15 protein-coding genes are annotated in these 19,120 nt (G+C 71.4%); 12 read left to right on the plus strand and 3 right to left on the minus strand.

Annotated elements, in window-relative coordinates; translation table 11 throughout:
- Positions 1–95 precede the first annotated feature (95 nt).
- Together nrdR and ACZ7MF_RS29815 are read left to right on the plus strand one after the other, a co-directional pair.
- On the plus strand, positions 96–644 hold the full coding sequence (gene nrdR / locus ACZ7MF_RS29810) for a transcriptional regulator NrdR (protein WP_471481330.1): 549 nt from the start codon (positions 96–98) through the stop codon (positions 642–644).
- Positions 645–812: 168 nt separating this feature from the next.
- Positions 813–3,713: a vitamin B12-dependent ribonucleotide reductase gene (locus ACZ7MF_RS29815; RefSeq protein ID WP_471481332.1), complete on the plus strand. Its 2,901-nt coding sequence runs from the start codon at positions 813–815 to the stop codon at positions 3,711–3,713.
- Between the two features lie 76 nt (positions 3,714–3,789).
- Here ACZ7MF_RS29815 and ACZ7MF_RS29820 read toward each other — a convergent pair whose 3' ends face one another.
- Positions 3,790–4,320 carry a TerD family protein gene (locus ACZ7MF_RS29820; RefSeq protein ID WP_471481333.1) on the minus strand — a complete coding sequence of 177 codons (531 nt, stop codon included), beginning with the start codon at positions 4,318–4,320 and terminating at the stop codon, positions 3,790–3,792.
- Positions 4,321–4,478: 158 nt separating this feature from the next.
- Here ACZ7MF_RS29820 and ACZ7MF_RS29825 point away from each other — a divergent pair, with 158 nt between their 5' ends.
- The 3 genes from ACZ7MF_RS29825 to ACZ7MF_RS29835 all read left to right on the plus strand — a co-directional run bounded on the left by ACZ7MF_RS29825 (position 4,479) and on the right by ACZ7MF_RS29835 (position 6,783).
- Positions 4,479–5,093, plus strand: a complete 615-nt coding sequence (locus ACZ7MF_RS29825; protein WP_471481335.1) for a YdbC family protein — start codon at positions 4,479–4,481, stop codon at positions 5,091–5,093.
- A 112-nt stretch (positions 5,094–5,205) separates the two neighbouring features.
- Positions 5,206–5,865, plus strand: coding sequence for a histidine phosphatase family protein (locus ACZ7MF_RS29830; protein ID WP_361007040.1), 660 nt, complete (start codon positions 5,206–5,208; stop codon positions 5,863–5,865).
- A 12-nt stretch (positions 5,866–5,877) separates the two neighbouring features.
- Positions 5,878–6,783: an ADP-ribosylglycohydrolase family protein gene (locus ACZ7MF_RS29835; protein ID WP_471481337.1), complete on the plus strand. Its 906-nt coding sequence runs from the start codon at positions 5,878–5,880 to the stop codon at positions 6,781–6,783.
- Positions 6,784–7,015: 232 nt separating this feature from the next.
- On the opposite strand, the gene ACZ7MF_RS29840 is transcribed toward ACZ7MF_RS29835, so the two are convergent.
- Entirely contained in the window at positions 7,016–8,563 is a 1,548-nt protein-coding gene (locus ACZ7MF_RS29840; protein ID WP_471481339.1) for an MFS transporter, read from the minus strand.
- Positions 8,564–8,750: 187 nt separating this feature from the next.
- On the opposite strand from ACZ7MF_RS29840, the gene ACZ7MF_RS29845 reads away from it, so the two are divergent.
- From ACZ7MF_RS29845 to ACZ7MF_RS29855, 3 genes are all read left to right on the plus strand, one after another.
- A complete protein-coding gene (locus tag ACZ7MF_RS29845; RefSeq protein WP_471481341.1) occupies positions 8,751–9,371 on the plus strand; it encodes a TetR/AcrR family transcriptional regulator in 621 nt (206 codons plus the stop codon).
- 82 nt (positions 9,372–9,453) lie between these two features.
- Positions 9,454–10,155: a ribonuclease HII gene (locus ACZ7MF_RS29850; RefSeq protein WP_471481343.1), complete on the plus strand. Its 702-nt coding sequence runs from the start codon at positions 9,454–9,456 to the stop codon at positions 10,153–10,155.
- 68 nt (positions 10,156–10,223) lie between these two features.
- Positions 10,224–10,868 carry a hypothetical protein gene (locus ACZ7MF_RS29855; RefSeq protein WP_471481345.1) on the plus strand — a complete coding sequence of 215 codons (645 nt, stop codon included), beginning with the start codon at positions 10,224–10,226 and terminating at the stop codon, positions 10,866–10,868.
- Positions 10,869–11,203: 335 nt separating this feature from the next.
- Here the strand turns inward: ACZ7MF_RS29855 and ACZ7MF_RS29860 are convergent, their stop codons facing one another.
- Positions 11,204–11,818: a hypothetical protein gene (locus ACZ7MF_RS29860; protein ID WP_361007028.1), complete on the minus strand. Its 615-nt coding sequence runs from the start codon at positions 11,816–11,818 to the stop codon at positions 11,204–11,206.
- Between the two features lie 287 nt (positions 11,819–12,105).
- Between ACZ7MF_RS29860 and ACZ7MF_RS29865 the strand changes: the two genes are divergently transcribed.
- The 4 genes from ACZ7MF_RS29865 (at position 12,106) to ACZ7MF_RS29880 (ending at position 19,052) form a co-directional block, all read left to right on the plus strand.
- Positions 12,106–14,265: a DEAD/DEAH box helicase gene (locus ACZ7MF_RS29865; protein WP_471481346.1), complete on the plus strand. Its 2,160-nt coding sequence runs from the start codon at positions 12,106–12,108 to the stop codon at positions 14,263–14,265.
- Positions 14,266–14,452: 187 nt separating this feature from the next.
- Complete coding sequence (locus tag ACZ7MF_RS29870; RefSeq protein WP_471481348.1) at positions 14,453–16,039, plus strand: DUF4192 domain-containing protein; 1,587 nt, start codon at positions 14,453–14,455, stop codon at positions 16,037–16,039.
- A gap of 132 nt (positions 16,040–16,171) precedes the next feature.
- A complete protein-coding gene (locus tag ACZ7MF_RS29875) occupies positions 16,172–16,930 on the plus strand; it encodes an NUDIX hydrolase (RefSeq protein ID WP_356862392.1) in 759 nt (252 codons plus the stop codon).
- A 55-nt stretch (positions 16,931–16,985) separates the two neighbouring features.
- Complete coding sequence (locus ACZ7MF_RS29880) at positions 16,986–19,052, plus strand: ABC transporter ATP-binding protein (protein WP_471481350.1); 2,067 nt, start codon at positions 16,986–16,988, stop codon at positions 19,050–19,052.
- Positions 19,053–19,120 lie beyond the last annotated feature (68 nt).

Below are 19,120 nucleotides of genomic sequence, written 5' to 3' on the forward strand. Positions count from 1 at the left end.
GAGCCCGCCGCGATCGCCTATGCTGGGGGCTGCTTCGAGGGGCCTGAAGGGCCTTTCGAGGCTGTTGAGTCTGCTGTGAGGAGGGTTCGGAGACCATGCACTGCCCCTTCTGCAGGCACCCCGACAGCCGTGTCGTCGACAGTCGTACGACCGACGACGGCACGTCGATCCGCAGGCGCCGCCAGTGCCCTGACTGCTCCCGCCGGTTCACGACCGTGGAGACGTGCTCGCTCATGGTGGTGAAGCGGTCCGGGGTCACCGAACCGTTCAGCCGCACCAAGGTGATCAACGGTGTGCGCAAGGCCTGTCAGGGCCGGCCCGTCACCGAGGACGCGCTCGCGCAGCTCGGCCAGCGGGTCGAGGAGGCGGTGCGGGCCACCGGAAGCGCCGAGCTGACCACCCACGACGTGGGGCTGGCCATTCTCGGACCGTTGCAGGAGCTCGACCTCGTCGCCTATCTGCGCTTCGCCTCGGTCTACCGGGCGTTCGGCTCGCTCGAGGACTTCGAGGCCGCGATCGCGGAACTGAGGGAGACGACGGGGCGCCCCGGCGAGGAAGACGACACCGGCACGGGGAGCCAGGAGAACGACCGCGGGTCCACGGGGGCAGGACAGGTCCCCGAGCCCGCAGGCGCCGCCGACTGATCGGCGGGCCGGACCCGGACTTCGGCGCCCGGGCCCGGCCGGACGGCGGCGAGTGAACAAGACCTGTTGCGGGCGGTGCGAGAGATGCCCGCAACACCAGACAGAACACCGTGCCCACGGGAACAATCGGGGCACTTCAGGGCGTTTTCGCCCGTACAGGGAGGCGGCATGACAGAGACGGCGAGCGGTCCGGCACGGAGTTCCCGCGCCAAGGGCACCAAGGCGGGCAAGGGACTCCGCGTCGAGCGCGTCCACACCACTCCCGGCGTCCACCCCTACGACGAGGTGGCCTGGGAGCGTCGTGACGTCGTCATGACCAACTGGCGCGACGGCTCGGTCAACTTCGAGCAGCGTGGCGTCGAGTTCCCCGAGTTCTGGTCGGTGAACGCGGTCAACATCGTCACCAGCAAGTACTTCCGGGGTGCCGTGGGCACCCCGCAGCGCGAGGTGAGCCTGAAGCAGCTCATCGACCGCATCGTGAAGACGTACCGGAAGGCCGGCGAGGACAACAAGTACTTCGCCTCGCCCGCCGACGCCGAGATCTTCGAGCACGAGCTGGCCTACGCCCTCCTGCACCAGATCTTCAGCTTCAACAGCCCGGTGTGGTTCAACGTCGGTACGCCCCAGCCGCAGCAGGTCTCCGCCTGCTTCATCCTGTCCGTCGACGACTCCATGGAGTCGATCCTCGACTGGTACAAGGAAGAGGGCATGATCTTCAAGGGCGGCTCCGGCGCCGGCCTGAACCTCTCCCGGATCCGCTCCTCCAAGGAACTGCTCTCCTCCGGCGGCAACGCCTCGGGGCCGGTCTCCTTCATGCGCGGCGCCGACGCCTCCGCCGGCACCATCAAGTCCGGTGGCGCCACCCGCCGCGCGGCCAAGATGGTCATCCTCGACGTCGACCACCCCGACATCGAGGACTTCATCCAGACCAAGGTCTCGGAGGAGGAGAAGATCCGCGCCCTGCGCGACGCGGGCTTCGACATGGACCTGGGCGGCGACGACATCACGTCCGTCCAGTACCAGAACGCCAACAACTCGGTCCGCGTGAACGACACGTTCATGAAGGCCGTGCAGGACGGCGGCAAGTTCGGCCTGACGTCCCGCATGACCGGCGAGGTCATCGAGGAGGTCGACGCCAAGGCGCTCTTCCGCAAGATGGCCGAGGCCGCCTGGGCGTGTGCCGACCCGGGCATCCAGTACGACGACACCATCAACGCCTGGCACACCTGCCCGGAGTCCGGCCGCATCAACGGCTCGAACCCGTGCAGCGAGTACATGCACCTGGACAACACGTCCTGCAACCTCGCCTCGCTGAACCTGATGAAGTTCCTGAAGGACGACGGCAAGGGCCACCAGTCCTTCGACGCCGAGCGCTTCTCCAAGGTCGTCGAGCTGGTCATCACCGCGATGGACATCTCCATCTGCTTCGCGGACTTCCCGACCCAGAAGATCGGCGAGAACACCCGCGCCTTCCGCCAGCTCGGCATCGGCTACGCCAACCTCGGCGCCCTGCTGATGGCGACCGGCCACGCCTACGACTCCGACGGCGGCCGCGCCCTGGCCGGCGCCATCACCTCCCTGATGACCGGCACGTCGTACCGGCGCTCCGCCGAACTCGCCGCGATCGTCGGCCCGTACGACGGCTACGCCCGCAACGCCAAGCCGCACCTGCGGGTCATGAAGCAGCACTCCGACGAGAACGCCAAGGCCGTCCGCATGGACGACCTCGACACGCCGATCTGGGCCGCCGCCACCGAGGCCTGGCAGGACGTGCTCCGCCTCGGCGAGAAGAACGGCTTCCGCAACTCCCAGGCGTCCGTCATCGCCCCGACCGGCACCATCGGTCTCGCGATGTCCTGCGACACCACCGGCCTCGAGCCCGACCTCGCCCTGGTCAAGTTCAAGAAGCTGGTCGGCGGCGGCTCGATGCAGATCGTCAACGGCACCGTCCCGCAGGCCCTGCGCCGCCTGGGCTACCAGGAGGAGCAGATCGAGGCGATCGTCGCCCACATCGCCGAGCACGGCAACGTGATCGACGCCCCCGGTCTCAAGCACGAGCACTACGAGGTGTTCGACTGCGCGATGGGCGAGCGCTCCATCTCCGCGATGGGCCACGTCCGCATGATGGCCGCCATCCAGCCGTGGATCTCCGGCGCCCTGTCCAAGACGGTCAACCTGCCGGAGTCGGCGACCGTCGAGGACGTCGAGGAGGTCTACTTCGAGGCCTGGAAGATGGGCGTCAAGGCGCTCGCCATCTACCGCGACAACTGCAAGGTCGGCCAGCCCCTCTCCGCCAAGACCAAGTCCGCCAAGGACGAGAAGGCGGAGATCACGGAGAAGACCGAGGCGGCCATCCGCGAGACGGTCGAGAAGGTCGTCGAGTACCGTCCGGTCCGCAAGCGCCTCCCGAAGGGACGTCCCGGCATCACCACGTCCTTCACCGTCGGCGGCGCCGAGGGCTACATGACCGCCAACTCCTACCCGGACGACGGTCTCGGCGAGGTCTTCCTGAAGATGTCCAAGCAGGGCTCGACCCTCGCGGGCATGATGGACGCCTTCTCCATCGCGGTCTCCGTCGGCCTCCAGTACGGCGTGCCGCTGGAGACGTACGTCTCGAAGTTCACCAACATGCGCTTCGAGCCGGCCGGCATGACGGACGACCCGGACGTGCGGATGGCGCAGTCGATCGTCGACTACATCTTCCGCCGCCTGGCGCTGGACTTCCTGCCCTTCGAGACGCGTTCCGCGCTCGGCATCCACTCCGCCGAGGAGCGCCAGCGCCACCTGGAGACCGGGTCGTACGAGCCGTCCGACGACGAGCTGGACGTCGAGGGCCTGGCCCAGTCCGCGCCCCGCGCCCAGGAGCTGGTGGCCGTCGCCACGCCGAAGGCCGAGGTCGAGGCCGCCAAGCCCGCTCCGCAGCAGGCGCACACCAGCGCCGAGCTGGTGGAGATGCAGCTGGGCATCCAGGCCGACGCCCCGCTCTGCTTCTCCTGCGGCACGAAGATGCAGCGCGCCGGCTCCTGCTACATCTGCGAGGGCTGCGGCTCGACCAGCGGTTGCAGCTGACGCGTAGTCGTGCGTAGTCACCCATGAGTAAGGGGCGCCCCCAAGGTGGGTGCCCCTTACTCATGCACGGGCACCGTCAAGGCCGCGCCGCGCCCATCACCCGGGTGAACGTCGCGGGGTCCCCCTCGAATCCGTGCACGCCGGCCCGGAACTCCCACGCCCCCGTCTCGTCCCGGACGAACTCCGCGACCGTCGCCGCGGTGGCGGCCGGAACGCCGGCGAAGTCCTCCGCGGCCAGGTCCGTGTAGCCCTCACGGATGCGCAGGCCCGGGTTGGCCACGTCGCGGAAGGTCCGGTCCTCGGTGTGCTGCTGGATGGCGACGCCCACCACCACGCGCGCGTAACGCGCGTCGAGCCGCTCCAGCTCCAGCGTCATGACCTCGTCGAAACCGAAGCCCTTGCCGTCCTTGCTGTCCCGGTTGAGGTAGATCGTGCCGTCCGGCGAGCGGCTGTCGAAGTGCACCACGTAGGCGGGGGTGCCGTACGGGTCACCGGCCGGATAGGTTCCGGCGACGAGGTCCAGATCGGCGGGTGGCTGCCCCGCCGGACTCGGGTCCCACCGCAGCGCGACCTCGACCTTGCGCATGCCCTTGCTGAGGCCGTTCACAGACTTCCCCTTCCCAGGTCCCCCGCCCTGCCCGGCCACCAGAACTGCCGGACGGTGACGGCCGGTTGTCCATCCTGCCACGCACCGGGACGGGGGTGCGGGCAAGCGGTCCCGCGGAGAGCGACCGGTGCCGGGTTCCCTGGCCTTACCATGGCGCGGTGCTGGTCAAGTGGATTCGCTGCACCGTGGTGGACCGCCGCGGTTTCGAACGGGGGCAGCGGAAGTGGGCGGGGCTTCCGGGGGAGCCGGGTTTTCGGGGACAGGGGGGTGGCTGGAGCCGGGGGCGGCCGGACGTGGCGCACGTCTTCGCCTTCTGGGAGAGCCGTGCCTTCTACGACTCCTTCATGGCCCGCTCCCACGACCGGCTGGCCTCTGCCCAGGTGGGCACCTTCAAGGACGCCCAGGTCAGGCTCTTCGACCACCGGTTCGACGTGAAGACCGGGTTCGAGCCGCGCTTCACCGACGCCGACCTGCTGCGGGTGGCGCTGTGCCGGGTCCACGAGGAACGGGCCGAGCACTACGTCCTCATGCAGGAGAAGGTCTGGAACCCGGCGATGGCCGGCTCGCCCGGCATGATCCGCGGCCTGTTCGGCGAGGCCCCGGGGCACGGGTACAACGAGTACCTCGTGCTGTCCATGTGGCTGTCGGCCGCCGAGCACGGGAAGTACCGCACCGAGCGGGTGGAGCGGCTCGCCCTGCGCGCCCAGACGGAGGCCGACATCGCGGCGCTGACGGGCGACATCGTGCAACTGGAACCTTCCTGGACCGTTTGAGATCCGAACCCGCACCCGCATACCTTCCCCCAGGTGTGGAAACTGTGTGACGTACGCCGTACGGAGCCCGTACGGGTGCTTGGTTCCGCCCGTCTCGATCTAGGGTTCTGGCATGGCACGACCACGGCGCATCGTTCTTGTCCGGCACGGCGAGTCGACCGGCAACGTCGATGACACCGTGTACGAGCGTGAACCCGACCACGCGCTCGCCCTCACCGACCGGGGCCGGGCGCAGGCCGAGGAGACCGGCAAGGGGCTGCGCGAGGTGTTCGGCGGCGAGCGGATCAGCGTGTACGTCTCCCCGTACCGCCGCACCCACGAGACGCTCCGCGCCTTCCACCTCGACCCGGACCTCATACGGATACGTGAGGAGCCCCGGCTGCGGGAGCAGGACTGGGGCAACTGGCAGGACCGCGACGACGTGCGCCTGCAGAAGGCCTACCGCGACGCCTACGGGCACTTCTTCTACCGCTTCGCCCAGGGCGAGTCCGGCGCCGACGTGTACGACCGGGTCGGCGGCTTCCTGGAGAGCCTGTTCCGCAGCTTCGAGGACCCCGACCATCCCCCGAATGTGCTGCTGGTGACGCACGGGCTCGCCATGCGGCTGTTCTGCATGCGGTGGTTCCACTGGACCGTCGCGGAGTTCGAGTCGCTGTCCAACCCCGGGAACGCCGAGATGCGGATGCTCGTTCTCGGTGAGGACGGCAAGTACACCCTTGACCGGCCCTTCGAACGCTGGCGAGATCCGGAACCGTACGGGATCACCGGATAGAGTGGCGGGGCGATGACCCTTCATTCTTCTTCTGACGGGCGCCTGGACCGCGCCCTTTCCAGCCTGCGCGGACTTTCGGTCGGGGACGCGCTGGGCTCACAGTTCTTCGTTCCCGCGAACTACCCGCTGCTGGGGCGCCGCGAGCTGCCGTCCGGTACCTGGCAGTGGACGGACGACACGGAGATGGCCTGTTCCGTCGTCTCCGTCCTGGCCGCCCATCGCCGCATCGACCAGGATGCCCTGGCGCACTCCTTCGCCCACCACCACGACTTCGACCGGGGATACGGACCCGCGGTCAACCGGCTGCTGCGGCTGGTCCGCGAAGGCGGCGACTGGCGCGAGCTGGCCGCGGCACTGTTCAACGGCCAGGGCTCCTGGGGCAACGGCGCCGCCATGCGCATCGCCCCGCTCGGCGCCTGGTACGCGGACGATCCGGAACAGGCGACCCACCAGGCGGAGATCTCGGCCTACCCGACACACCAGCACCGTGAGGCCGTGGTCGGCGCCATGGCCGTCGCCGCGGCAGCGGCGCTGGCCGCCGATCCGGCCGGCCCGCCCTCCGCGCACACACTCCTCGACGGGGTGATCGGGCTGGTACCGAAGAGCGCGGTGGGCGCGGGACTGCGACGCGCCCGGGACATGCTCGACTACGGCGACGCGGCCACGGTGGCGGCGGTCCTGGGCTGCGGTCGGCGTACGACCGCCCATGACACGGTGCCGTTCGCCCTCTGGTCCGCGGCGCGCGCCCTCCGGGACTACGAGACCGCGTTCTGGACCACCGCCCAGGTGGGCGGTGACGTCGACACCACCTGTGCCATCGTGGGCGGGGTGATCGCGGCCGGCACGGCGGGGGCGCCCCCGGCCGAGTGGGCGGACCGGGTCGAGGCGCTGCCCGCCTGGATGACGACACCGACCTGACCGGATCCCTCAGCGAAAACTCTCCGTGTCCGGAGGGAACTCTGCGTGATCGCATGCGCGTTGTCATGACAACCGCTGCGCGGGGCACGGCCCCGGGCAGACAGGAAGGTCATGGGGGTGGGACGTGGAGGCGCTGTCGGTGTTCGTCGCGCTGCTGTCCGTGGTGCTCCTTGCCGCCCCGCTCGGTCGGCCGAGCGGGGCGGCGACGTCGAGCGCCCGCAGTGCGGGGGTGTCAGCCCATACCCGGCCCGGCCGTGCCGGACAGGGCGTCCAGGTCGCTCTTGCGTACCCGTATGACCAGCCAGGCCGTGGCCAGGGCGAGTACGGCCATGGCCGCGGCCGGGATGAAGGCGGCCGAGATGCCCTGTGCCAGCACGTCGTGCGACCAAGGCGCGGGCAGCTGGTGCGTCTGGGCGAACTCCGCCTTCTGCTCCGGCGAACCGTTGGTGAGGAAGTCGGGCACCTGCTTCTCCGCCTCGTCCTTGCTGGCCGTGCCGAAGACCGTCGTCAGGATGGCCAGACCGATCGATCCGCCCACCTGCTGCATCGCGTTGAGCAGACCCGACGCGGCGCCCGCCTCGTGCTGGGCGACGCCGGAGACCGCGGTCAGCGTCAGCGTGACGAAGTTCAGCCCCATGCCGAAGCCGAAGATCAGCATCGGTCCCAGGATCCCTCCGACATACGAGCTGTCGGAGCTGATGAGGGCCTGCCAGCCGAGCCCGAGCGCGGCGAGCGCCGAGCCCGCGATCATGAACGGCTTGGGGCCGAACACGGGCAGGAAGCGCTGCGACAGACCGGCACCGAGCGCGATCACGACCGTGACCGGCAAGAAGGCCAGACCGGCCTCGATGGGGGTGTAACCGAGCACGTTCTGCACGAACAGCACGATGTAGAAGAACATGCCGAACATTGCCGCGGCCAGGCTCAGCATGATCACGTACGTGCCGGAGCGGTTGCGGTCGCGGAACATCTTCAGCGGGGTGATCGGTTCCTTGGCCCGCTGCTCGATGAGGACGAAGGCCAGCAGCAGGACCGCGGCGGCCGCGAAGGAGCCGATGGTCAGGTTGTCCCGCCAGCCCTCGTCCGCGGCCCGGATGAAGCCGTAGACGAGAGATGCCATGCCCGCCGTCGAGGTGACCGCCCCGGCGATGTCGAAGCGGCCGGAGTGCCGTTCGGACTCGCTGATGTAGAGCGGCGCGAGCACGGCGATCAGTATGCCGATGGGCACGTTGACGAAGAGCACCCAGCGCCAGTCGAGCCACTCGGTGAGCATGCCGCCCGCCAGCAGGCCGATGGCACCGCCACCCGCGGATACGGCGGCGAAGACGCCGAAGGCCCGGTTGCGTTCCGGTCCCTCGGGGAAAGTGGTGGTAATAAGGGCCAGCGATGTGGGCGACGCGATCGCGCCGCCCATGCCCTGCAGGACGCGCGCGGCCAGCAGCTGCCAGGGTTCCTGGGCGAAACCGCCGAGCAGCGAGGCGAAGGTGAACAGCAGGATGCCCGTCATGAAGACCCGGCGCCTGCCGAGGATGTCACCGGCTCGGCCGCCGAGCAGGAGCAGGCCGCCGAAGGTGAGCGTGTAGGCGCTGACGACCCAGGTGAGGTCGGTGGTGCTGAATTCGAGCGCGTTCTGGATGTGCGGGAGCGCGATGTTCACAATCGTCGCGTCGAGTACGACCATGAGTTGGCAGGCCGCGATGACGGCGAGTGCGATGCCGGGATGCCCCTCCCGGCGGGCCGCTCCCGGCTTCTTGTCTTTGATCAGAGAAGAGGTTGTCACTATGTGTCCCCCACGAACGATTTAGTGAACGCTCGCGTTCACTGTTGCTTCAACGTTAGTGACTCGGAGACAGTGAACGCAACCGTTCACTTGTCGTGTCGTCGCGCGTCCGGTCCCCGTCGCGGCCGCGCGATGCGTGCCATATCCCCGAATACCCGTTTTTCACCGCTTTCTGGAGACCTCCGACATGGTTGCTTCGCACTGGGCGTCCGCCTCCGCCCGGACGCCCTCCCGCCGGCGTGGCGCGGTCCTGGAGCGCGCGATCCTCGAGGCCGCGCTGGACCAGCTCGGCACCGTCGGCTGGAAGGGCCTGACGATGGAGGGGGTGGCCGCGGGCGCGCAGACCGGCAAGGCCGCCGTCTACCGACGCTGGCCCTCCAAGGAAGACCTCGTCGCGGACGCGCTGCGGTCCGGGCTGCCGGACTTCGACACGGCCCCCGACCGTGGCAGCGTGCGTGAGGACCTGCTGGAGCTGTGCCGCAGGGCGCGCGACGCGATGTTCTCCCGGCCCGGATTCGCTCTGCGCTCCGTGATTCACGAATGCGACACCACGCAGGCCGAGCGCTTCCATGCGGTGATCATCAAGGGTGTCGTCGAGCCGACCCTCAAGCTGCTCTGCGAGGTCATCGAGCGCGGAATGGAGCGGGGGGAGGTCCGGCGGGACGCGGTCAACGCATACGTCTGCGACGCCATCCCGGCGATGATGATGTACCGCTCCAAGATTTGTGCAAGTGAATGGACGGATCGCGAGCTCGAGGAAATGATCGACCAGTTGATGGTCCCGCTGCTGCGGCCCGACAACCCCTGACCCCGGCCGGCCAGGACGCCGCTCCCGTTTTGGGCGACCGGGGTGTCGCCCGGCGATCGCAGCGGCGTACGCTGGGGGCGCCATGCCGTACGAACCACCTACTCACACCGTCGAGCGCTCCCTTCGCGCCACGACCGGAGCGAAGATCATTGCCGGTGTCGACGAGGTGGGGCGCGGCGCGTGGGCCGGTCCGGTCACCGTCTGTGCCGCGATCACCGGACTGCGCCGACCCCCGGTCGGCCTGACCGACTCCAAGCTGCTCACCATCAAGCGACGCACCGAACTCGAGGTGGAGTTGCGGACCTGGGTCACGTCCTACGCCCTGGGGCACGCCTCCCCGGAGGAGATCGACGCGCTGGGGATGACCGCCGCGCTGCGACTGGCGGCGGTGCGGGCCCTGGAGACTCTGCCCGTCCGCCCCGACGCCGTCATCCTCGACGGCAAGCACGACTATCTCGGGGCCCCTTGGCGGGTTCGCACGGTGATCAAGGGCGATCAGTCCTGCGTCGCCGTCGCGGCGGCCTCGGTGCTCGCCAAGGTCCAGCGCGACAAAATGATGGCCGAACTGGGTGTCGACCATGCAGACTTCGGTTTTGCGGACAACGCCGGGTATCCGTCGCCCGTGCACAAGGCCGCACTGGAGGAGCGGGGCCCCACCCCGCACCACCGGTTGTCGTGGGCGTATCTTGATGCGCTGCCCCAGTGGCAGCACCTCAAGAAGGTCCGCAGTTGGGTGGAGGGAAGCGTTCCGGAAATCGAGGGTCAGCTCGGATTCGATTTCTGACGGTTCCGCTCGCAGGTATGTGCCACCCGCCGACGCGAGCCGCACCAACGTTTGATAAATATCAGCTCATGCCTCTCATTCCCGAGGAGCCTCAGATTCACGAGAAGGCCCAGGGTCCCCGCGCCACTCCGGCCAGTGGCCGCACCGCGCCGACCCCCCGCCCCGTACCCGGCCCCCGTCCCGCGGCTCCGCCGCGCCCCGGCCGTCCCGGCCCGGTGCGGCCGGCGCCGCCGGCGCAACGCGCGTCGCGCGACACGGCCGCGGCTACCCAACCCGGACCTTCGGGTCCGGCCCCTTCGGCCACCCCGGAAGCCACCTCGGCCGCCCCGCAGATCCAGTTGATCCCGGCCACGCCCGACGGCGCGCTCGACGCCGCCGAAGAGGCCGTGGACCTGCTGCTGGACTCGGGTCGTACCCCCGGTGACGTGCTGGTGATCACCACCGGCGAGCTCCACCCGTGGGCGGCCCACGAACTGTCCTTCGGCGATGCCGCCTACTGGGCGCAGCACGACGCGGGCGACGACGTCTTCTACACCGACGCCGCCGTCGCCGACCGTGCCGCGTCGCGGGCCGTGGTCGTGGTCGCGCTCAACGGCGGCCCCGAGGCCGCCGCTGTCACCGCCCTGACCGTGGCTCACCTGAGGGCCGGCGCCCTGCTGATCGTCTGCGGTGATCCGCAGCGGATCAACTCGGTGCTGGGCGCGGGCGTCTGAGCCCGTTCCGCCGAGCGCGGCGGACGCCGGTGCGACACACCCGGCGTCCGGCCGGAGCCCCTGGCACGGTGGCGGCTTCGGCCTGCCCGAGTGCCCAGAGGGTCTCCGGTGCCCGGCCGGTCCGGGCCCGACGCGGGAAGCCGGTGCACCGGCAGGTGCACGTGCCGGTCGCCGGGACTCGGAGGCCGTACGGACGCTGCCGGACGCCCGGCACGGCCGGCGCGCCGACGGGTCTCGCACCGGTCGGGGCATCCCCGAAGGGTGCAACCGCCCGGGCCGCGGTCCGTCGTCGCCTCCGTCGTGGCGGCCTCGCCGAGTCCGCCCGTCCGCGGTGCTCAGCGGGCCGCGGCGCGGCGCAGCACGTCCGAGGCGACACCACCGGTGCGTGGCGGCGGGGGCGGTGACTCCGCCGTGGCGAAGGGCTCCGGCGCCGACGCCGCGTTGGGCCGACGCCCGCCGCGGCCCTCGCCGAGGACCTGCCAGCCGTCCCGGGTCAGCGTGATGTACGCGCCGCAGCGCAGCCCGTGCAGTGTGCACGCGTCCCGCAGCCCCCACATCCACGCGCCGTCCTCCTGCGTCCAGCGGCCGTCGCCCTCACGGCAGTAGAGCAGCACGGCGGTGCGCACCGGAGTGCGGCGCCGCAGGTCGTGCGGGATGACGCGGCGCAGCTGGGAGAGCAGCGCGTTGCGGAACATCCATCCGTCGGCGGGGGAGCGGCGGCTGGTGAACGAGGCGCTGGCGCGCAGCCGTTCGTCCGGGTCGAGTACGGCCACGACCGCCGTCGCCGGTTCGGGCCGGTGCCGTGAGTGCAGCCCGGTGACGACCTCGCGGGGATTGCGCAGCAGCGGGATTCCGGCGGCGGCCCACTCCGCCGGTTCGAGCATGCGAGTGGCGGAAACGGCGGACGACGAAAACGAGGCCGCCGAGGACGGAGCGAATCCGAAGGTCACGTTCCTCCCTTCGGCTACGCGCCCACACTGCGGGCAGGGTCGGATTCGGGGAGCGCGCACCGCAGCGGAGCCCTGCCGGGTCACGGAGGGCCGTGCGGGGAGCGGACTTCAATTCTTCCTGTCGAACTTGGATGCGGCAACGAGCAATTGAGACCGAGGACCCATATCGGCTGATGTGCGTTCTATATCCCTACCCGGAGTGTCACCGGGCGACGCATGGGGCACGGCACACGCCACGGTCCGTTCCGGATTCGCCGATTGTCAGTGCCATCGGGTTGCATGGGGGCATGGACCACGTGGAACTCCGTACCGAAGCCGACGCCGTCCTCGCGGAGCTCGTCGGCGACCGTGAGGGCTCGGCACGGCTGCGGGAGGATCAGTGGCAGGCGGTGGCGGCCCTGGTGGAGGAGCATCGGCGGGCCCTGGTGGTGCAGCGCACCGGCTGGGGCAAGTCGGCCGTGTACTTCGTCGCCACCGCCCTGCTGCGCCGGCGTGGCGCGGGACCCACGGTGATCATCTCGCCGCTGCTGGCGCTGATGCGGAACCAGGTGGAGGCGGCCGCGCGGGCGGGGATCCGGGCGCGCACGATCAACTCGGCGAACCCGGAGGAGTGGGACGCGATCTACGGGGAGGTCGAGCGGGGTGAGACGGATGTCCTCCTGGTGAGCCCGGAGCGCCTCAATTCCGTCGACTTCCGCGATCAAGTACTGCCCAAGCTCGCGGCCACGACCGGCCTGCTCGTGGTGGACGAGGCGCACTGCATCTCCGACTGGGGCCACGACTTCCGCCCCGACTACCGCAGGCTGCGCACGATGCTGGCCGAGCTGCCGGCCGGAGTGCCGGTGCTGGCCACCACGGCGACCGCCAACGCGCGGGTCACGGCCGACGTGGCGGAGCAGTTGGGCACGGGCGGCGGGGACGCTCTGGTTCTGCGGGGGCCGCTCGACCGGGAGAGCCTCCGGCTGGGCGTGCTCGTGCTGCCGGACGCGGCGCACCGGCTGGCGTGGCTGGGGGAGCGGCTGGGGGAGCTGCCCGGTTCCGGGATCATCTACACCCTGACGGTGGCTGCGGCGGAGGAGGTCGCGGCGTTCCTGCGGCAGCGCGGCTATCCGGTGGCGTCCTACACGGGGAAGACGGAGAACGCCGACCGGTTGCAGGCGGAGGAGGATCTGCTGGCGAACCGGGTGAAGGCACTCGTGGCGACGTCGGCGCTGGGCATGGGCTTCGACAAGCCCGACCTGGGCTTCGTCGTGCATGTGGGGTCGCCCTCGTCCCCGATCGCCTATTACCAGCAGGTGGGACGCGCCGGGCGAGGCGTGGACCATGCGGACGTCCTGCTGCTGCCCGGGCGGGAGGACGAGGCGATCTGGGCGTACTTCGCCTCGGTGGGCTTCCCGCCGGAGGAGCAGGTCCGGCGCACACTGGCGGTGCTGGAGGAGGCGGGGCGGCCCATGTCGCTCCCGGCGCTCGAGCCGCTGGTGGACCTTCGCCGATCGCGGCTGGAGACCATGCTCAAGGTCCTGGACGTGGACGGCGCGGTCAAGCGGGTGAAGGGCGGCTGGGCCGCCACGGGACAGGCGTGGGCGTACGACGCGGAGCGGTACGCCTGGGTGGCCCGGCAGCGGCAGGCGGAGCAGCAGGCCATGCGGGACTACGTGTCCACCACGCGGTGCCGGATGGAATTCCTGCAGCGGCAGCTGGACGACGAGAAGGCGGCCCCCTGCGGTCGCTGCGACACCTGCGCCGGCCCCTGGCTCGATCCCGCCGTCTCCTCCGCGGCCCTCGCGGCGGCGACGGGCGAGCTGGACCGCCCGGGCGCGGAGGTCGAGCCGCGCAAGATGTGGCCGACCGGGCTCGCCGCGGTGGGCATGGACCTCAAGGGCCGCATCCCCGCAGGCCAGCAGGCACTTACCGGGCGGGCACTGGGAAGGCTGTCGGACATCGGCTGGGGCAACCGTCTGCGACCGCTCCTGTCGGCGCAGGCGGCGGACGGTCCGGTACCGGACGATGTGCTGCGCGCCGTCGTGACGGTGCTGGCCGACTGGGCCCGCTCACCGGGAGGCTGGGCCACCGGCGCTCCCGACGCGATGGCGAGGCCCGTGGGCGTCGTCGCCGTACCCTCCCGCACCCGCCCCCAGCTGGTCGTCTCACTGGCCGAGGGAGTGGCGCGGGTCGGCAGGCTCCCGCTGCTGGGCAGCCTCGCCCACACCCCCCACGCCGACGACTACGCCGCCCATCGCAGCAACTCCGCCCAGCGGCTGCGTGCCCTGGCCGAGTCGTTCACCGTGCCCGGCGAGCTCGCCACGGCGCTGGCCGCCACGGACGGTCCGGTCCTGCTCGTCGACGACTTCACCGACTCCGGCTGGACCCTGGCCGTGGGCGCACGCCTCTTGCGCCAGGCCGGTGCCGACGAGGTGCTCCCGCTCGTCCTGGCCCTGGCCGGATAAGGGCTTTTGGCCCCCGGCGGCTGTCGCCCGGCAACGCGTCGAGGCCGCGTGGGGCGGCACGTCGATGCGGTTCCGCGAGGGCGGGGTGCGCTTCCCCGATGGCAGGAAACACCCGAGGTGACGTGTCCCTGTCGGGAGTTGTCCACAGGGCAAAGCGGAGTTTCCCGATCCGCGAGATCGTCCAGTCATGACGAACCACAGCGAAACGACTGGATCCGACGAGAACGGCGACATCTCGCGAGCCGCGGAGCGGGAGCGGGCGCGGGAGGAGGCGAGGGCCGACGGCGCCGCGCCCGAGAGCCCCGCTGACGAACACCAGGTCACCCTGCGCACCCCCGCCGAGCTCGCGGACGCCTTGCCGTACCTGCTCGGGTACCGCCCCGAGGACAGCATCGTCCTGGCGGCTCTGCGCGACAGGGACGGTCGGGGCCGGTTCGGCGGCCGCGCGCGGCTCGGCATTCCGGCGAGCCCGGACGACTGGGCGGGCGCGGCCGGACAACTGGTTCACGGCCTGGTGACGGGGAGCGAGCGCCGAGGGGTGCGGCCCGAGCAGATGGTCGCCTACCTCTGCCAGGAACCTCGTCGGGGCGAGAGTGGCCGGGAGGTGATGGAGCGACTGCGGCCGCTGGCCCAGAAGCTCCGTGTCGAGTGCGGTGCCCTCGACATTCCCGTCGTCGAAGCCCTGTGCATCTCGGACGGGCGCTTCTGGTCGTACTGCTGCGACGAAGAGGCCTGCTGCCCCGCCGACGGCCTCCCCGTGGGACTGCCGGGTACGTCGGTGCTGGCCGCGGCGGCCACCTACGCCGGTATCCGGGTGCGCGGCTCGCTCACCGAGCTGCGGGCCAGGATGCTTCCGGGGGAGCACGCGGAGGCGGTCGAGCAGACGGCCGCCCTGGACGCGGCCGCCACGACACTGGTCGCCAGGATCCTGGACGCCGCCGGCCGGGCGGAGGTGGCCGAGGAGACGTTGGAGACGGCGGAGCGGATCATGCGACGCCTCGCCGCGGCCCCGCCCGTGTCCGGCGCGCAGGCCGAGGACGTGCGGGACGATCAACTGCTCGGGCACGACGAGGCGGCGGCTCTGATCCTGGGACTCCAGGACCGTACGACGCGGGACCGTGCCGCCGCGTGGATGGAGGGCGCCGAGGCGGCACCCGCGATGCGCCTCTGGCGGGCCCTGGCCCGACGCTGCGTCGGGCCGTACGGCGAGCACGCGGCCGCGCCCCTCACCCTCGCGGGCTGGGTCGCCTGGTCCACCGGTGACGAACTGGAGGCGCGAGAGGCACTGGCCATGGCCCTCGGCGCGGACCCCGACTACCTCTTCGCCCGGCTCCTGCACCAGGCGTGCAACGAGGGCCTCGACCCCGAGTCGATCCGCCGCTGCCTACGCGAGGGCAGGGAAAGCGGCCAAGGTGCGGGAGCCACCACCGCGCACGACGACGGGCGCGGCGCTGCGGCCGTGGATGGGGAAGAGGAAGAGGAAGGGGAGTCGGCCCGGCCCTCGTCCGCCGCGCGGCCCGGCCGTCGGCGCCGCAGGCGCTCCCTGGCCCCGCCCTCCGGCGTCCGACGCCGGACGAGGGCGGGCGGCCACCGGCCGGGCACCGAGACCACGCCCAGCCGCACCGCCTCCGGAGCCGCTCGCCCCGGCATCCCACGCACGGGCCGGACCCGCCCCCACGCTCCGGCGACGCCGGTCACCGGCCGGGAGGACGCCCGCCCGGAGGGTGCGGGCACGGGAGAGCGCGGGAGCCACGGGGACAGGGAGCGTCCCTGAGGCGGGCGACCGAGGCATGGACGTACGCGGGCGCTGACGGGCTGGGAGCCACAGGTCGGGAGGAAGTGGATCAGCGGCGAAGCGGTGGGCGAAGGGAGTGTTTATCGTCAGGCAGACGACTATGATCGCCGCATGCCCTACGACCCGTCAGCTTTTCCGCCCTTCGCCGTCACTGTGGACCTGGTCGTGCTGACCGTGCGTCGCCACTCACTGTGCGCGCTGGCGGTGCGCAGGGGCGAGCCGCCGTTCCAGGGCCGTTGGGCCCTGCCCGGCGGGTTCGTACGGGCCGACGAGGACCTGGCGCAGGCGGCGGCGCGGGAGCTGGCCGAGGAGACCGGGCTGTGCGTCCACGACCCTGCCGCACCGACCCAGGACAACGGCGCCCACCTGGAGCAGCTCGCGACGTACGGTGATCCCGAGCGCGACCCCCGCATGCGGGTGGTCAGCGTCGCCCACCTCGCGCTCGCCCCCGACCTGCCCGCACCGCGAGCGGGCGGCGACGCCAGCAACGCCCGCTGGGCGCCGGTCGAGGAACTGCTCGAACAGAGCGGCTACGGCCGTGCCGACGAGGTGGTGGCACCGCTCGCCTTCGACCACGCCCAGATCCTGGCGGACGGCGTGGAGCGAGCCCGCTCCAAGATCGAGTACTCGTCCCTGGCCACCGCCTTCTGTCCGCCCGAATTCACGGTGGGCGAGCTTCGCCGTGTCTACGAGGCGGTCTGGAGCGTGGCGCTCGACCCCCGCAACTTCCACCGCAAGGTGACGGGCACCCCGGGCTTCCTCGTCCCCACCGGCGGCACGACCACCCGCCAGGGCGGCCGTCCCGCCCAGCTCTTCCGCGCGGGCGGCGCGACCCTCCTCAACCCGCCGATGCTCCGTCCCGAGGTGTGACGCCGGGCCCGTACGATGCCCGAAAAACCGGATATCACACGCTATCTTGCTACGGGTGATCCAGGCCTTCGGACTGACCAGCAACCCCCGCAAGGAGCTTCCGCCCGCCGTCGACGACGTCTCGTTCGAGGCGCGCGCGGGCCGCGTCACCGCGCTGCTCGGAGCATCGGGCGCCGGCAAGACGACGGCACTCAGACTTATGCTCGACCTTCAGCAGGGCCGTGGTCTCACCTACTTCAGAGGCCGCCCCCTGCACCGCATCGCCCACCCCTCACGCGAGGTCGGCGTGCTGCTGGGGGACGTTCCGGGACACCCCGCCCGTACGGTGCGCGGCCACCTCCGCATGCTGTGCGCCGCCGCCGGCGTTCCCGTCCGCAGGGCCGACGAGGTCCTGGAGTCGGTCGGTCTCCTGAGCCTGCGCGACGAACGCCTCGGCACCCTCTCCCGGGGCATGGACCGGCGCCTCGGACTGGCCTGCGCCCTGGTTCCCGACCCGCACACCCTGGTCTTCGACGATCCCGCCGGCGCACTCTCCGCCCACGACGCCCGACGACTGCACGGAGCCCTGCGCGCGCATGCCGCACAGGGCGGCACGGTCCTGTTCAGCACAGCGGATCCCAAGGAGGCCGCACGCAGCGCCGACCACGTCGTCACGCTCGAGCGGGGCAGGGTCGTCGCCGACCAGGAGGCGGCGGAGTTCTCCCGTACCCGGCTGCGCCCCCGCGTCGCCGTGCGCAGCCCGTACGCCGCCCGCCTCGCGTCGCTGGTGACCAAGGAGGCACGCGCGGCACGCCGTTCCGTCGAGGTGGTGCGAGAGGGCGGCAACCGGCTGGCGGTGTACGGCAGTACGTGCGCCGACGTCGGCGAGACGGCCTTCCGGCACGGCATCCTCGTGCACCAACTCGCCGACGAGGTCGGTGACATGGGCCCCGGGGCCGGCGAGATTCCGGCAGCCCGGCAGCAGGAGCAACGGGAGGGGGACAGTGACCGAGCGCCGGGCACAGGCACGCCGAGCGCAGGGAGGCCGGGCCCCGAGACGCCGAGCGCGCTCCCGTCACCCGCCACGGACGGCGTCACTCGCGGAGACGGAGACGGGCACAGCGTCGGGCACGGAGACGCGGACGGCCCCGCATCCGGGACCGTCCCGAACAGCACTCCCGGCCCCCGCCAGGCCCCCGTCCCCGGCCACCACCCCGAACCCGCTCCCAGTCCCTCCGAGCCCCTTCCCAGTCCCTCCGCACCCGCTCCCCGTCCCTCCGCGCTCGACGCCGCTCCGCTCCGCACCCTCGCCCCGGGCAGCGCGCGGACCCGGGAAGCGGCCGCCACGCTGCCGCCGCCGATCTCCGTCCGCTCCGCGCCCAGCCCCCTCCGTCCCCTGCGCTACGAACTCCGTCGCGCGGTGGGCGTCCGAACCGGGTTCGTCACCGGTGCGGTCGTGCTGCTCGTGTCCGCCGTCACCGCCGTGTTCCTGGCCCGAGTCGGACACACCCCGCAGCCGCGAATCCTGGCCGCCTGGCCGCGAGAGCTCCCGCTGCCGCCCGCCGCGCTCGGCGCCGGGCTGCTCGGCGCCCTCGCCTTCGGCGACGAGTTCCGCCACCCCGCCCTGGCGGCGGACCGCGGCACGGTGCCCCGCCGTATGGGGCTGCTGACCGCCAAACTCCTCGTCTCCGCGGCCACCGCGCTGCTGCTGGCCGCGCTGACGGTGGGTTGCGACGCCGAGCTGCTCCGCCTCTTCTACGGGCCGGAGCTCGCGGAGGCCCCCGCCGACTGGCCCGCGCTGAGTGCGGGCTGGCTCGCACTCGTCGTCGGGTGCGCCTGGTCCGGAGTGCTCGCCGCGGGCGTCTTCCGGTCCACCACCGCCGGGCTGGCGGCGGTGGTCGCCGTTCCGGTCGTCGTCGTACCGCTCGTACAGAAGGTCTGGGAGGGCCCGTCCGTGCGGACGGCCGCCGGATTGCCGATGCGGGTGCGCGAGGTCCTTCTGACCCAGTGGCCGTTCGGAGGCGAGCGGTACGTGGCGGAGGTGCTGCGCCTGATCGCCCAACCGGTGGGCGGCGCAATGACGTTGTCGCTGACCACTCTGCTCTGCGCCTATCTGCTCATGACCCTGCGCAGCAGGGTTTGACGACCCCTGTCCCACCCTTCCGTTCCGACCGTGTGCGCAACTCCCCGGGGAAAGCCCATTTCTTTCCG

The sequence above is a fragment of the Streptomyces sp. NPDC111628 genome (assembly GCF_055635195.1).

Bases quoted from the DNA above. Each gene is read 5' to 3' on its own strand.
- ACZ7MF_RS29850 (WP_471481343.1), top strand. From the start codon at position 9,454: ATGCCGTACGAACCACCTACTCACACCGTCGAGCGCTCCCTTCGCGCC.
- ACZ7MF_RS29845 (WP_471481341.1), top strand. From the start codon at position 8,751: ATGGTTGCTTCGCACTGGGCGTCCGCCTCCGCCCGGACGCCCTCCCGC.
- nrdR (WP_471481330.1), top strand. From the start codon at position 96: ATGCACTGCCCCTTCTGCAGGCACCCCGACAGCCGTGTCGTCGACAGT.
- ACZ7MF_RS29815 (WP_471481332.1), top strand. From the start codon at position 813: ATGACAGAGACGGCGAGCGGTCCGGCACGGAGTTCCCGCGCCAAGGGC.
- ACZ7MF_RS29835 (WP_471481337.1), top strand. From the start codon at position 5,878: ATGACCCTTCATTCTTCTTCTGACGGGCGCCTGGACCGCGCCCTTTCC.
- ACZ7MF_RS29870 (WP_471481348.1), top strand. From the start codon at position 14,453: ATGACGAACCACAGCGAAACGACTGGATCCGACGAGAACGGCGACATC.
- ACZ7MF_RS29865 (WP_471481346.1), top strand. From the start codon at position 12,106: ATGGACCACGTGGAACTCCGTACCGAAGCCGACGCCGTCCTCGCGGAG.
- ACZ7MF_RS29855 (WP_471481345.1), top strand. From the start codon at position 10,224: ATGCCTCTCATTCCCGAGGAGCCTCAGATTCACGAGAAGGCCCAGGGT.
- ACZ7MF_RS29875 (WP_356862392.1), top strand. From the start codon at position 16,172: ATGCCCTACGACCCGTCAGCTTTTCCGCCCTTCGCCGTCACTGTGGAC.
- ACZ7MF_RS29830 (WP_361007040.1), top strand. From the start codon at position 5,206: ATGGCACGACCACGGCGCATCGTTCTTGTCCGGCACGGCGAGTCGACC.